General features: G+C 62.1%; 10 protein-coding genes. 3 read left to right on the top strand and 7 right to left on the bottom strand.

What is annotated here, in order from left to right; all coding sequences use genetic code 11:
- Positions 1 to 22: 22 nt before the first annotated feature.
- The 3 genes from hybB to QMN23_RS05280 are packed head-to-tail and all read right to left on the bottom strand — an operon-like array spanning position 23 to position 3,354.
- Positions 23 to 1,348 (bottom strand): Ni/Fe-hydrogenase cytochrome b subunit, encoded by a 1,326-nt coding sequence (gene hybB / locus QMN23_RS05290; protein ID WP_282002367.1) that lies wholly within the window; start codon positions 1,346 to 1,348, stop codon positions 23 to 25.
- Position 1,349: 1 nt separating this feature from the next.
- Positions 1,350 to 2,264, bottom strand: coding sequence for a hydrogenase 2 operon protein HybA (hybA, locus tag QMN23_RS05285; protein WP_282002365.1), 915 nt, complete (start codon positions 2,262 to 2,264; stop codon positions 1,350 to 1,352).
- Positions 2,248 to 3,354 (bottom strand): hydrogenase small subunit, encoded by a 1,107-nt coding sequence (locus QMN23_RS05280; protein WP_282002363.1) that lies wholly within the window; start codon positions 3,352 to 3,354, stop codon positions 2,248 to 2,250. The genes hybA and QMN23_RS05280 overlap by 17 nt, the downstream gene beginning before the upstream one ends.
- 599 nt (positions 3,355 to 3,953) lie before the next feature.
- Between QMN23_RS05280 and QMN23_RS05275 the strand changes: the two genes are divergently transcribed.
- Positions 3,954 to 4,103: a hypothetical protein gene (locus tag QMN23_RS05275; protein WP_282002361.1), complete on the top strand. Its 150-nt coding sequence runs from the start codon at positions 3,954 to 3,956 to the stop codon at positions 4,101 to 4,103.
- Here the strand turns inward: QMN23_RS05275 and fdhD are convergent.
- The 4 genes from fdhD to fdnG form a co-directional block, all read right to left on the bottom strand.
- Positions 4,100 to 5,560: a formate dehydrogenase accessory sulfurtransferase FdhD gene (gene fdhD, locus QMN23_RS05270; protein WP_282002359.1), complete on the bottom strand. Its 1,461-nt coding sequence runs from the start codon at positions 5,558 to 5,560 to the stop codon at positions 4,100 to 4,102. The two genes, QMN23_RS05275 and fdhD, sit on opposite strands and share 4 nt — an antisense overlap.
- Before the next feature lie 131 nt (positions 5,561 to 5,691).
- The gene (nrfD, locus tag QMN23_RS05265) at positions 5,692 to 6,903 is read right to left on the bottom strand and encodes an NrfD/PsrC family molybdoenzyme membrane anchor subunit (RefSeq protein WP_282002358.1); all 1,212 of its coding nucleotides are present in this window, start codon (positions 6,901 to 6,903) and stop codon (positions 5,692 to 5,694) included.
- Positions 6,904 to 6,960: 57 nt separating this feature from the next.
- On the bottom strand, positions 6,961 to 7,785 hold the full coding sequence (locus QMN23_RS05260) for a 4Fe-4S dicluster domain-containing protein (RefSeq protein WP_282002357.1): 825 nt from the start codon (positions 7,783 to 7,785) through the stop codon (positions 6,961 to 6,963).
- On the bottom strand, positions 7,782 to 10,814 hold the full coding sequence (gene fdnG, locus QMN23_RS05255; protein ID WP_282002355.1) for a formate dehydrogenase-N subunit alpha: 3,033 nt from the start codon (positions 10,812 to 10,814) through the stop codon (positions 7,782 to 7,784). The genes QMN23_RS05260 and fdnG overlap by 4 nt, the downstream gene beginning before the upstream one ends.
- Before the next feature lie 282 nt (positions 10,815 to 11,096).
- Here fdnG and QMN23_RS05250 point away from each other — a divergent pair, with 282 nt between their 5' ends.
- Positions 11,097 to 12,485, top strand: coding sequence for a sigma-54-dependent transcriptional regulator (locus QMN23_RS05250; protein ID WP_282002353.1), 1,389 nt, complete (start codon positions 11,097 to 11,099; stop codon positions 12,483 to 12,485).
- Complete coding sequence (locus tag QMN23_RS05245; protein WP_282002351.1) at positions 12,486 to 14,495, top strand: cache domain-containing protein; 2,010 nt, start codon at positions 12,486 to 12,488, stop codon at positions 14,493 to 14,495.
- Positions 14,496 to 14,692 lie beyond the last annotated feature (197 nt).

Here is a 14,692-nt window from a genome sequence, read left to right as displayed (position 1 = left end):
GCCGGCCGGCGCCCGGTTATCGTTACTTGCCGGCATACACGTTGCCGGGGACGGCATCGCCGACGGGATGCAGCGCTTCCTGCTCTTCGACTTCGTAATGTTTCTTCGGATTCGGCATGACCGGGAAGATCTTCACCAGCACCATGTAGCCGAGGATTTCCAGGGCGATGATGCCGGCGGTGATCAGGAACTCGGCGGTCGACGGGAAGTAGGACCAGCCGGGGCCCGGGTTGAAACCGATCAGGTAGACGTTGAACCGGTAAAGCCCGCCGCCGAGCATCAGGAGCGCCGCCGAGACGAAGAGCAGCCGCGGCGAATGGCGGTTCTTGTTCGAGAGGAGGAGGAACCCGCCGCCACCGATCAGCGCCACTTCCAGAAGGAAGAAGCAGGAGTTGAGATCGAAGGCGAAGATGTTCGGCAGCTGCTGCCGCCAGAGGAGATCGCCGAAACGGACGGTCATCCAGATGCCGGCGATCCAGGGGACGATCCGGGCGATCCCGGCCAGCTCGTGGACCTCGAACTTGCGCTTGAAGCCGTAGGACGAGAGGATCGACTCGAACATAACCGTGGCGTAGCCGATGAAAATGCAGTTGAGCAGGAACAAGAGCGGCAGGAAGCCGGTCCGCCAAAGCGGCGAGAGCTTGTCGCCGGCAATGATCATCATCGAGCCGAGCGAGGACTGGTGCATGGACGGCAGGGTCATCCCCAGGACGATGAAGAAAATCAGTATCTTGTCGAGGCGAATCTGGACATGGCCGGCGACCTTGCTAACGGCGTTCAGCCCGCTTTGCAGGGTCTCGGTATCCGGGATCAGCCGGGGATGGAGCCAGTTGGCCCATTCCCGCACCCGCCGCCACTTGCTGTGTTCCAGAGTGTAGAGCACCGCCGGCAGGAACTCGATGATCAGCACCATCGAATAGGACATGACGCAGAGGGCGACCTCGAACATCACCGAATTCCCCTGCCAGCGCTGCGGCAGGAAGAAGCCGTAGGCGTTCCAGTAGCGGCCGAGGTCGACCATGACCGAGAAGCCGGCCAGGCAGTAACCGAAGACGCTGGTCAGGATGGCGGAACGGATCAGCGGATGGTACTTCCAGCGGTTCATGATGTAGATGAGCAGCGCCAGGGCATAGCCGCCGCAGGCGAAGGCGGTGCCGGTGGCAACGTCGTAGGCGATCCAGATCCCCCACGGGTAGCCGTCGGAGAGGCCGGTTACCGCCCCGACGCCGGCGAAGAAGCGGTAGGCGATCAGCGAGAAGCCGATCACCACCAGGGCGAGCAGGACGAAAAACGGCTTGGTCAGGATCTTCCCGCGCTGGACCTGATATTCGTCATGATGGGATCCCATATTAATCGTCCTCCCCATGGCCGAGTTTTTCCTGGCCCTTCTTGTTCTTCATGGCGATGACCGCCAGTGCCCCGTAGAGGGCGACCGGGGCGATAAACCCCTTGTAGATGGTGTGCTGGATATGCTCGGAAAACTCCGCCGGCGAAGCTTCCTTCAAATCCGGCAAGCCGAGCTTGTTGAAAGGAAAGGCCGCCAGGTAGAGATGGTTGGCGCCGCCGACTTCCTTCTCGCCGTAAACCTTGGGGATATAGCGGTCGGGGCTTTCCTCGATCCGCCGGTGGGCTTCGACGAGCAGATCTTTCCGTTTGCCGTAGGTGATGGCTCCGGCCGGGCAGGTTTCGGCGCAGGCCGGGACCCCCTTCTCCTTGAGGTTCGTCTCCTTGCAGAAATCGCACTTGACGATCTGTGGAATTGCCTTGTCCCACTGGAAGCGGGGGATACCGTACGGGCAGGCCACCTGACAGTAGCGGCAGCCGATGCAGGCATTCTTGTTGTACGAGACGACGCCGGTCACCGAATCCTTGGTCATCGCCTTGACCGGGCAGGCCGAGACGCAGCCCGGCTTGGTGCAGTGCATGCACGAATGCTTGACGTAGGACCAGCGGGTAGGCGACTCCTTGTAGAGCTTGATCACCGTCCGGGTATTGCCGGAGAGATCGAGCGGCGCGTCCCAGAGCTGATCCTTGTCGGAGCCGAGATGCTCGTAGGAGAGATTGTTCTGGTCGAAGTTCACCCGCTTGCAGGCGGTCATGCATGCCTTGCAGCCGACGCACTTGGTGGCGTCGTAAAGCATGGCGATGGCGGTCTCGCTGCCGGCCGGCCCTTCGGCCGCACTGAGGGTGCCGGTCCCCGCCAGGCAGGCGGCACCGGTCAGCCCCAGCAGCTTGAGGAAATCACGCCTACTCTGACTTCTCATGGTGCTCCTCCTCGCCGTTCGGCAATTTCTTCGCCAGCATCGCGCCGGCACCGAGGGCTGCGCCGCCGGCAAGCCCCACCACGCCGGTGGCCAGCGGGCTCACGCCGGGACCTTTCTGGGCCAGGTCGGCCGGGGCGTAGGTATCGGGCGGAGTCGGCAGATGAATCTGCAGCTTTTCGGCGATCGGCTTCTTGAAGAGGATGTCCGGCTCGGTGCAGCCGATACAGGGATGGCCGACGGAAACCGGCCAGACCCCGACATCGTTGAAGCGGGTGACGGAGCAGTTGGCAAAGGTTGCCGGCCCCTTACAGCCGAGCTTGTACAGGCAATACCCTTCGGCGTGGGTCTTGTCGCCATAGGCCAAGGCAAAGCGGCCAGCGTCGAAATGGGGCCGCCGCTCGCAGTGCTCGTGAATCTTCCGGCCGTAGGCGAATTTCGGCCGGCCGAGGGCGTCGAGATCGGGAATCTTGTTGAAGGTCAGGTAGTAGAGGACGGTGGAGAGGAAGTTGTAAGGGTTCGGCGGACAGCCGGGAATGTTGATGATCGGTTTCCCCTTGATGATGTCGCGGACGCCGACGGCCCCGGTCGGGTTGGGCGGAGAGGACTGGATGCCGCCGTAGGCGGCGCAGGTGCCGATGGCAATGATCGCGGCGGCGCCGTCGGCGGCGGTGGTCAGCGATTCGAGGGCGGTCTTGCCGCCGACTTTGCAGTAGATGCCGTTTTCCTTGGTCGGGATCGCCCCTTCAACCACCAAGATGTACTTGCCATGATTGGCCTTCATCGAGTCATGGAGCGATTTTTCGGCCTGATGGCCCGAACCGATCATCAGCGTCTCATGGTAGTCGAGCGAAATCATGTCGAGGATCAGTTCGGAAATCGTCGGATGGCCGGATCGGAGCAGCGACTCGGAACAACCGGTGCACTCCTGGAAATGGAGCCAGATGACCGGCGGCCGGCCGGCCCTCTGGGCCGCTTCGGCCACTTTGGTGTGCATGCTGTACGGCAATCCCATGATGGCCGTAGCCGCAATACAGGTCTTCATGAAATCCCTTCGTGATACCCCGTCACGAAGTGCAGCTTCTTTTCCCATAACCCCCCCTATTTTTGTGATGCGCGATATGTTCGTAGCGCTTTGCGCTATTACCGAGGCCAATTTCCGCGCTTTTGATTAATTTATTTTAATTCTATTTGCCTTGTCGATTTCGTAAACATCAACTTGTATGCCAACCGCGCAACAACCGTTAATCATTTTTTATTAGCACACAAGATGCTGTTTTTGTTTACATTTTTTCTACATTACAAAATAGAACCTGACGTTTACACCAATATTTTCGGCGCATTTTGCCCATCTATGTATCATTCTGTCTCGCAAGATGTGACATTTTGGCCAAACTGTCAACAGAAAATGCAGCGCATTTCTACCCGCAACTTCTCATAATAAATTACAATATGGTAACAGTGTACAATAATCGCACGGAAATATTACGATAATCACCGTAATTACCGGCAATTTTACCCGGTAACGTTTTTATATCTATTAAGTAAAATTATGATTAGAACGGCTTGGCTGGCATGGCAGGCGTTCCGACTGCTGACGGTCAAAGCGGCGCAACGGGCACATTCCGCAGCGCGCAACAGACTGATCTAGCGACCGAATTTTACCGGATCGCCATATTCTTGCGGTAACGAATGAGAGAGAATGCGGTGGGGCAGGCCGGAGAAGTCAATTTCCCGGCAGGGGTGAACGTGGCGGGGAAAAGCGGCAAGCGGCGGGTCGACGACGGCGGCGGGCGGGTGGTAAGCGACGCCGGCGCCGCAAACCCGCCGGGCGTGATTTAGCGGGGGCAGGCCCGGTCGAGGCCGGGCAGATCGCTCTCCCGGTCGGACCGCTCTCCCTCCCGCAGCTGGTAATAGTCCGCCGGCGTATTGATGTTCCGGAACGAGTCGAACCCGGGGTCGAGGGCGGCAATCTGCTCCCGGTTGAAGCGGTTGACGTTCGCCCGGCCGAAGAAGGAAACGATCCGCCGCTCGCCGGCGAGCAACGTCGTTTCGATGGCCGCCAGACAGCCCTTGCCGTAGACCGCGTGGAGCGGTTCCAGGCCGTGCGGGCTTTCGGGGATCAGTACGCAGCCAGGGTCGGCCTGGGAAGCCAGCTGCCGGATCAGCGCGCTGTTGAGATAGGGCATATCGCAGGCTACGGCAAAGATTGCCGGGTTGGCGCTGTGGAAAAGCCCGGCATGGATGCCCGCCAGCGCCCCCATCCCGGGATAGACGTCGGCAACCTTGGCACAGGGGAGGAAATCGTACTGCTCCGGGGTATTGGTGACGATCAGCACCTCGGTGAAAATTTCGGCCAGCTGGCGATAGATCGCCTCGATGAAGCGGCCACCGCGGTATGGCAGCAGCGCCTTGTTGCTCCCCATCCGGCTCGACTCACCGCCAGCAAGGATCACCCCGGTGACGCCGGGGATCTGCCCGGCCGCCGCCCGGCGGGACAGCTCGACCGGCGGCCGGCCGAAGGGGACGGTTTCGCCGCCCGCAACGCCCGCCAGCCGCTCATGATGACTGTAGACGGTAAATTTCCCCCCCCGCAGGTAGCCGACCAGCACGATGCCGGCCTGTTCGCAGCCGGCGGCCGCCAGGTCCGTCGGCGAAGTGCGCGAGGCGATCAGGCCGATACCGAGCCGGGCCGCCTTGGCGACCATCTCGGTGGAAACCCGCCCCGAAGTGACCAGCATCTTCCCGGCCAGGTCAACCCGCTTGAACAGTGCTTCGCCGGCGATCCGGTCGAGGGTGTTGTGCCGCCCCAGGTCCTCGGCATAGAAGAGGAGCGCCCCGTCGGCATCCCCCACCGCTGCCGAATGGCTGCCACCATGGCTGCGATAATTCTCTGCCCGGCCGGCCAGCTCGTCCATCAACCGGAACAGCGCCGCCGGGGCGAACCGCTCCCCGCTCCCCCCCGGCACGGCGGCGGCCGGCTGCGGCAGGGCAAAAGTGATCCCGGTGCCGCACCCCGAGGTGAGGATCGGCCGGAGCCGCTCCGGCAGCTCCCCCCGAATCCGGACATTGGCGATGCCGAATTCCTCGCAGACCGCCAGCAGGTCGAAGTCGTCGACCGATGCCACGAACCCCTGCAGCCGCAGGAACCCGGCCACCAGATAGCGGAGATCGTGGGGGGAGGCGATCAGGGTCGCCAGCTCCCGATCGTTGACCCGCAGGACAAGGGGAAACTCCCGGACGATGGCGACCCGTTTTTCTTCGAGCCGGCCATTGCTATAGGTATAGAGAGTATTCATGCAAGTCTCACTTTAGCCGCAGAGGGGAAGATCGCGATGACGCGGGAATCGGGGCGGTAAGGGGGGGGGTAGTCTTACAGCCTTTCCCGGCACGCGCCGTCCCCTCTGCGGCAGACGGTTGTACGGTTATGTTATGCTTCGCTCGGCGAACCGTGCCCCTCGCCAGGCCGGCCGACCTTGCGGAACCGGTCGGGAATCGTGTAGTCGGTCGCCTCGGGATGGTGCTCGAAGATCGGGAAGTACTTGGCGATCAGGACGAAGAAAAGGATATGGGCGGCAATGATGCCGATCGTCACCAGCGATTCGAGGAGCGACGGGACGTAGATCTGCTGGTTGGCCTGTTCCATGCCGAACATCGAGACGTTGAAGCGGTTGAGGACCAGGCCGAAGATCACCATGCTTGCCGCCCGCAGCTGCAACCGCTTGTCGGTCTTGATCCGCTTGCCGAGGTAGAGGGAAAACGGCATGAAGACCCCGACGATCATTTCGGTGGCGAAGAGCGCCGTCAGTACCGGCCGGTCGAACAGCGGCCCGTGCCGGAGAAAGAGCAGCGCGTAGAGCTTCACCACGATGTAGACCCCCATCACCCAGGGGATGATCCGGGTCAGCGTCGCCAGCAGCTCGGACTCGTCGGGCTGCCCCATATACTTATGGACCAGGCTCGCCTCGAAGATAACGATCGACAAGCCGGTAAAAATCGCCGAAAGCCAGAACTGGAGCGGCAGGAGCGGATTGTACCAGAGGTTGTGCAACTTGTCGACGGCGATCAGGAAGAAGGTGCCGAGGGTCGACTGGTGGAGGGTGGAGATCATCGCCGCCAGGATGGCGAAGGGGATCTCCAGGGTCCGCAGCAGCCGCAGCGGAATGTGCCAACCGAACTTCTCGGAAACCGGGTGAAGGAATTCGAGGGTCAGGACGGTGGTATACGCCATGACGCACATCGAGACTTCGAACATCGGCGAGTGGACGTTCCAGTAACGGAGGACGTTGATCCCCCGTTGCGGCTGCCCCAGGTCGAGCAGCAAACCGATGCAGACCAGCGAATAGCCGAGGAAACCGGTGACGATAGCCGGCCGGACCAGCGGCTCTAGCTTCTTGATGTGGCAAACATGGGCGACGACACCGATGGTGAAGGCCCCCGCCGCCAGCGGCACGGCGGTGACGACGTCGAAAGAGATCCAGAGCCCCCACGGGTAGGTGTCGTTCAGGTTGGTGGTCACCCCGAGGCCGAAGATGAAACGGATCATGGCGGACAGCGCCCCCATCCCGACGAGGACCATCATCAGCTTGATGAAGCGATGGTACCCCTTTATCTCATTCATGATGATTCGTGCTGCGGTCATTAAATCCTCCCGTAGAGACAGGTCCGTAGGGGCGGGTCCGGGACCCGCCCCTACATTTTATTTATCCTTTTCCTGCATCCCTTCCTCTTCCTTCCTGATCCGGTCCTTGCGGTGCTGGAACCAGGAGATGGCCGAAAGGGTGCCGCCAACGGTCAGGAAGATTCCCGGGACCAGCCGTAGCGCCTGCCAGGTGTAGGAAGGGAGCGGCCGTTTGGTGATCTTCTTGAAGCCGAGTTCGTCGAGCGGCTGCTGGGTGAGGTAGAGGACGCCGGTCCCCCCCGCCTCTTCCTTGCCGTAGATGGTTTTGTAGTAGCGCTCCGGCTTGGCGGCGATCCGCCGGCTGGCTTCCTTGAGCATCTCGTCGCGGCTGCCGTAGGTGATGGCGGTTGGGCAGGCGGTGGCGCAGGCCGGTTCCAGCCCGGCCTTCACCCGGCTGTAGCAGCCAGTGCACTTCTTCACCAGCGGGAAGGCCTTGCTCCATTCGTACTTCGGGACGCCGAAGGGACAGGCGACCATGCAGAACCGGCAGCCGATGCACTTCTTGGAGTCGTAGACCACCGGCCCTTCCGGCGTCTTGTGAAAGGCGCCGACCGGGCAGACCGAGGCGCAGGCCGGCTCGTTGCAGTGCATGCACATCTCTTTGTAGAAGGCGAACTCGTTCTGGCCGTGCTTCTCATAGTCCTTGAACTTCACCCGGGTGAAGGTGTACTCGGACATCTGCGGCGGATTCTGGTACCCTTCGCCGCTGAAGAAGGTGGTCTTTTCCGCCTTGAGCTGGTTCCACTGTTTGCAGGCCACCTGGCAACCGCGGCAGCCGGTGCATTTGGTCGTGTCGATCAGAAACGACCTGGTTTGGGCATAGTTGACGGTTCCGGCACTCATGCGGCCTTACCCCCTTTCTCGATATTGCAGAGGAACGCCTTGAATTCCGGTATTCCGGTATTGGCGCAGCCGACGGTCGGCGTCAGGACATTGCCGCTATCGCCGGTAGCCAGCCCGGCATAGCCGAAATGCCACGGCATGCCGACCTGCTCGATTTCCCGCCCCTGGACTAGGAACGGCTTGAGCCGGGCAGTGACCAGCGCCCGGGCCTGGATGCTCCCCCGCTCGGTGGTCACCGTCACCCGATCGCCGTTGGCGATCCCTTTCCGTCCCGCCAGGGTTTCGCTGATCTCGACGAACATGTCGGGAACCAGCTCCACCAGCCATGGCAGGCTCCGGGTCATCGCCCCCGCCTGCCAGTGCTCGGTTACCCGGTAGGTGGTGCCGACATAGGGGAATTTGGCGGTGTCGCTGGAGACGTTCTTCGGCACCTTGACCACCGGGTTGTTCTGGACCCGGGAAAGCAGGTTGCGGGCCGGACTCTCCACCGGTTCGTAATGCTCGGGGAAGGGGCCGTCCTTCATGTCGAGCGCGTAGAGACGGCCGTGCCCCTCGGGGAACATGATGAACGGGTAGCGCCCCTCCTTGTCGTCGGCCATCGGCGGCCAGGGACCGTCGGGGACATCCCCCTGCCACTTCTTCTCCAAGGGGTTCCAGGCAATGACCGTCCGTTGCGGATTGAACGGCTCCCCCTTCGGATTGACGGAGGCCCGGTTGTAAATGATCCGACGGTTCACCGGCCAGGCCCAGGACCACTTGGGGAACATGCCGAGACCGGTCGGGTCGGCAGGATCGCGGCGAGCCATCAGGTTCCCCTCCTTGGGATAGGAACCGGAGTAGATCCAATTGCCGGAAACGGTGGAGCCGTCGTCCATCAGATACTTGAAGCCCGGCACCTGCTCGCCGGCCTTGAATTCGAGAACCTTGTCCTTCTCCTTGACGGTCACGTCGCGGGTGAAGTAGCCGTTGATCTCCTTGGCCACCTGATGAACGTCCGGCTCATGGCCGGGGCCATAGTTCCAGGCAAGCGTGGTGATCGGCTCGGGGAACGCGCCCCCTTCCTTCTGGTAGAGCGCCTTCACCCGTTTGCAGAACTCGTCGATGATATGGAGGTCGCTGCGCGCCTCCCCCACCGGCTCGATGGCCCGGTAACGCCACTGGACCCAGCGGCCCGAGTTGGAGATGGACCCTTCCTTCTCGACGGAGGAGGCGGCCGGAAGCATGAAGACTTCGGTCTGGATATCCTTCGGATTGACCCCGGGACGTTTCCAGAAGATCGAGGTCTCGGTCTCCCAAAGGTCGACGGTGACAAGCCACTTCAGCTTGCCGAGCGCCTCCCGGGCATGGCCGGAGTCAGGACCGCCGACCGCCGGGTTCATCCCCATGCAGACCAGTCCTTCCAGCTCACCCCTGCCCATCTTCTCCATAATCTTCACGTAGGAGTAGTTCCCCATCCGCTTGGGAAGGTAGTCGTAGCAGAAGTCGTTCTCGCTGGTGGCGCTATCGCCGTACCAAGCCTTGAGGAGGCTGGTCATGTACTTGGGGGTATTCCCCCACCAGTTGGCGCTTTTCGGGTCCTTGGTCTTCGGCGTCCACTTCTCGGTGTACGCCTTCAAATCCACGTTGTCGAACTCCGGCGACTTGAGGTAACCGGGGAGGATATGGAAGAGGAGCGCATAGTCGGTGGAACCCTGGACGTTGCTCTCGCCGCGCAGCGCATTCACCCCGCCGCCGGCGATGCCGATGTTCCCCAACAGCAGCTGGAGCATCGCCACTGCCCGGACGTTCTGGCTGCCGTGGGTCGACTGGGTGATCCCCATGGCGTAGAGGAGGGTCCCCGCCCGGTCGGGGCGGCCGGTGCCGCAGAAGGCCTTCGCCACCTTCAGGTAATCGTCCTTCTTCGTCCCGGTGATGGCGCAGACGGTGTCGGCGTCATAGCGGCTGTAATGCTTTTTCAGCAGCTGGTAGACGCACTTCGGGTCCTTCATGCTCATATCGCGCTTCGGCTTGCCGTCGGCAGCGGTGGCGTATGCCCACGATTTCGGGTCGTAGGTCTTTTCCTGGTCGTCGAAGGAGCAGAACATCCCGTCCTGAAAGTCGAACTTCTCGGAGATGATGAAGGTGGCGTTGGTATATTCCCGGACATACTCCTCGTGGATGAGGTGGTTCTGCAGGGCATAGTTCATCAGCCCGCCGAGGAAGGCGATGTCGGTCCCGGGGCGAATCTGGGCATAGATGTCCGCCTTGGAGGAGGTCCGGGTGTAGCGCGGGTCGACCGAGATCAGCGTCGCCCCGTTGTCGAGCGCCTTTTCGATCCACTTGAAGGAGATCGGATGGTTCTCGGCCGGATTGCAGCCGATGGCCATGATGACGTCGGCATTCTTCAGGTCAATCCAATGGTTGGTCATGGCACCACGACCGAATGAAGCCGCCAGACCGGCGACTGTCGACGAGTGTCAAAGTCGGGCCTGGTGCTCGATCTGCCCCAGGCCCATCGCCCGGCCGAACTTCACCCAGAGGTAGCACTCTTCGTTGTCGAGGCCGGCGCCGCCGAAGAAGGCCATCCCATCGGTCCGGTTGACGACATATTCCTTGTTGTCCTTCTTGTTCAGCTCGGTCTTCTTGAACGATGCATCGCGGGTATCCTTCATCCGCCGGGCGATCCGCTCCAGCGCCCAGTCCCACGACTTCTCCTCCCACCGGTCCGAGCCGGGGGCGCGGTACTTCACCTTCTGCAGCCGCCGCTCGTTGTTGGCGATCTGGAACAGGGCGCTCCCTTTGGGGCAGAGCGCCCCTTGGTTGATCGGATGCTGCGGGTCTCCCTCGGCGTTGACGACCTTGCCGTCCCGGGTATGGACGATCAGGCCGCAGCCGACCGAACAGAACGGACAGATGGTGGTCGTCATCTTCGTTCCGCTCGTCCGGAGTTCGGGAGCATCGACGCTCGCTTCCCCCGGTTTGCCGGAGAGGGCCAGCGCCGCACCGGCCAGTGCCCCCCCTTGCAAAAACTGCCTGCGCGAAATACCCATAAAATTCTCCCCCTTGCCTATCGGGCCGCTGCGGACCCGTGTTGTAAACATTTCGCAGCTATAGGGCAACCTTCGTGCCAAGTTGTTTACAGCAAAATTCACCGCCACTAGTGCATGTAATATCTTACAATTACTACATTGTTGTATTGGCGTTTTTTAACTGATTACCCGACACACATTCCGCTCTTGCAGAAATGTGGCCGGCTGTGTATCATTTTGTCCATTGAGAAACCTTTAATCTGGTCGGGAAAGCCGGTCCGACGACCGGCACGGGACGGAACCATGCTGAAGGCACGCATATTGATCTGTGACGACGAGGAGGGGATCCGCCGCTATCTCCAGAAGATGTTCCAGGCGAGCGAATTCGAGGTCGAAACGTTTGCCGAGGGAACCAGCCTGCTCCAGCGGCTCGAAGGGGGGAGCGACGGCGATGCCGACATCCTGGTCCTCGACGTGCGGATGCCGGACATGGACGGCATCGAGGTGCTCAAACGGGCCAAGAAACTCCGCCCCACCCTGCCGGTGGTGGTGATGACCGCCTTCGGCACCATCGACTCGGCGGTGGAAGCGATCAAGTTCGGCGCCTACGATTACGTGACCAAGCCCTTCCCCAAGGAGAAGATCCTCGGCGTCATCGAAAACGCCCTCGAACTGGATTTGCTGCTGAAGGAGAACCGGGTGCTCAAGGAAGAGCTGAACCGCCCCGACTCGCCGGACAACATCATCTTCGTCAGCGACAAGTTCCGCGAGGTGTACGAACTGACCCTCCAGGTGGCCCAGAGCGACGCCAACATCCTGGTCCTCGGCGAATCGGGCACCGGCAAGGAGCTGATCGCCGGGGCGGTGCACTACAACAGCCCCCGCCGGAGCCGGCGCTTCCTCTCGATCAACTGCGCCGCCCTTTCCGACACCCTCCTCGAAAGCCAGCTGTTCGGCCATGTCCGCGGCGCCTTCACCGGGGCGATCACCACCCAGAAGGGGCTCCTGGAGGAGGCGGACGGCGGGACACTGTTCCTCGACGAGATCGGCGACGTCAGCGCCGCAGTCCAGGCCAAGCTGCTCCGGGTCATTCAGGAGCGCGACTTCATCCCGGTGGGGGCGACCAAAGCCAAGAGCGTCGACATCCGCTTCGTTGCCGCCACCAACAAGAACCTGGCAAAAGAGGTCCAGGAGGGACGGTTCCGCGAAGACCTCTACTACCGCCTCAATGTCATCACCATCGACCTGCCGCCGCTCCGCGAACGGCCCGAGGATATCGAGCCGCTGGCCGAGCACTTCATGAGGAAATACGCCCGACGGATCAAGAAGGAGCTGCGGGGGATCAGCCCGGAGGCACTGCAGCTGTTGCGCAGCTACCGCTGGCCGGGCAACGTCCGGGAACTGGAGAACGTCATGGAACGGGCGGTGATCCTTTCCCGCGGCGACCAGGTTCTTCCCGCGGTCCTGCCGCTCCGCGGCAAGGAGTCCCCTCCCCCGCCCCGGGACAACCGGCTGATCCCCCTGGAAACCGTCGAGCGGGAGCATATCGAGCGGGTACTGCGCCAGACCGGCTACCACAAGAGCCGGACTGCGGAGATCCTCGGCATCTCGCGCAAGACCCTCGACCGGAAGATCGCCGAATATGCCATCGCGCTGGCGGGCCACGCCCGGGGCACGGCGCTGGATTCCTGAATGAGCCACGTCCGTTTCCCGATCAAGCTCAAGCTCACCGCCGCGACCCTTATTCCGCTCTTCGTCGCCACCGGCGTCTGCTGGCTGATCGGTCTCTACGTCATCGACTCCCGCATCCTCAACCAGGCCCAAGAAAAGGTCCGGACCGATCTCAACGCCGCCCAAGCCGTCTACCAGGGAGAAGTCGACCACATCCGCGACGTGGTGAAATTCACCGCCAACAACCCTTTCACTTCGGCAGTCGTTGAAAAGGGGGACCGGCGGATGCTCCACACCATCCTCACCCCGCTCCTCGCCTCCGAGAGACTGGACATCCTGACGGCGGTCAATGCCGGCGGCGAAGTCGTTTTCCGGGCCCGCAACCCGGCCGCCTTCGGCGACGGCAAGGGCGGCGACCCGCTGGTCGCGCGGGCGCTGCACGGCGAACTGGTCGCCGGAACCAAGGTGATTCCCGCCGACGAACTGGTGAAAGAGGGGCGCGAACTGGCCGACAAGGCAACCGTCGCCATCGTCCCCACCCCTCATGCGCGGCAGCGCGACGAACTGGTGGAACGCTCCGGGATGGTAATGGTGGCCGCGGCACCGATCCGTGACCGGCAGGGCCGGATCGTCGGCGCCCTCTACGGCGGCCAGTTGCTTAACGACAACAACCGGCTGGTCGATCGGATCAAGAAGATCGTCTTCGAGGCGGTGGAGTTTCGCGGCCAGGATGTCGGCACCGCCACCATCTTCCTCGGCGATCTGCGGATCGCCACCAACGTCTATTCCCGCCCCGGGGTCCGGGCAATCGGCACCCGGCTTTCCGAGGAGGTCTACCGGCGGGTGATGCTCAACCGGGAGAAGTGGGTGGGGCGCGCCTTCGTCGTCAACGACTGGTACTTCGCCTCCTACGAGCCGATCCTCAGCCTCGACGGGGTGCCGATCGGCTCCCTGTACGTCGGCATGCTGGAAAAACCGTATCTGGAAATGAAGCGGGAGATCTCCCTCATCTTCGGCGTTGTCCTCTTCTGCGGCTCGCTGATCGGCATCGCCTTCTCCAGCTTTATCAGTTCGCGGCTGGCCCGGCCGATCAAGGAGCTGGAGACGGTGGCCCGGCGGATCTCGGCCGGCGAACGCAACCTGCAGATCGAGATCGACAGCCGCGACGAAATCGGCGAACTGGCCGGCGAATTCGCCCAGATGACCCGGACCCTCACCCAGCGCGAGGAAGACATCGGCAAGCTCAACCGCAATCTCGAACGGAAAGTCCAGGAGCGGACCGCCGAACTGGAAGAAAAAAACCTGCTTCTGGTCAAGACCCAGGAAGATCTGGTGCGGGCGGCCAAACTGGCCGACATCGGCATGCTGGCGGCCGGCGTTGCGCACGAGATCAACAACCCGATGGCGATCATCCGCGGCAATGCCGAACTGCTGCAGATGGCCCTGGCCGCCGACGATCCGAATCGGGAAGAGGTGGACATCATCGCCCAGCAGGTGAACCGGGTGGAACGGATCGTCGGCAGCCTGCTCAAATTCGCCCGGCAACAGCAGAAGCGCCTCGGCAGGGTGGCGATCGCCGAGTTGCTCGACGACATCCTCAGCCAGCTTGGGCATCAGGTTTCCCTCACCGGCATCGATATCCGGCGGGACTACGACGCCGTGCCGGCCATCGACGGCGATGCCGATCAGCTGCGCCAGGTTTTCACCAACCTGCTGCTGAACGCCATTCAGGCGATGCAGCAGGGAGGGGTGCTGACGGTGGAAACCTCTTTCGCCGAAGCAGAGGGAACCTGCACCGTCTCGATCAGCGATACCGGCTGCGGCATCGCCCCGGAAAACCTGAAGCGGATTTTCAGCCCCTTTTTCACCACCAAGGGAGAAGGGACCGGTCTCGGCCTGTCGGTCTCCTACGGCATCGTCAAGGACCATGGCGGCAATATCACGGCGACGAGCGAAGCCGGACACGGCAGTACTTTCCGGGTGATCCTCCCGCGCAGCCAGGAGGAACCGGCGCCCCGGCCCGCCGACTGATCCGCCCACCTCCGCCCACCGCGTTCGCTGGCCGCCGTATCGCCCCCGCCGATTGTAACAAAACGACACAATCTGCGTCTGCACAATGGGTCATTATTCCCAGCCGCCACCCGCCCCGCCCCTCGCCAGCCGTCCGCCAACATTCCGTTTACACTGACTTTTGTTCGACATCAGCGAATTGGTTCGCTTATTGCGTA

The organism is Geotalea uraniireducens (genome assembly GCF_027943965.1).
In the GTDB taxonomy this organism is placed as follows: domain Bacteria; phylum Desulfobacterota; class Desulfuromonadia; order Geobacterales; family Geobacteraceae; genus Geobacter; species Geobacter uraniireducens.
Note: the sequence above shows the minus strand (reverse complement) of the source record. Positions and strands in the feature narration are given on the sequence as shown.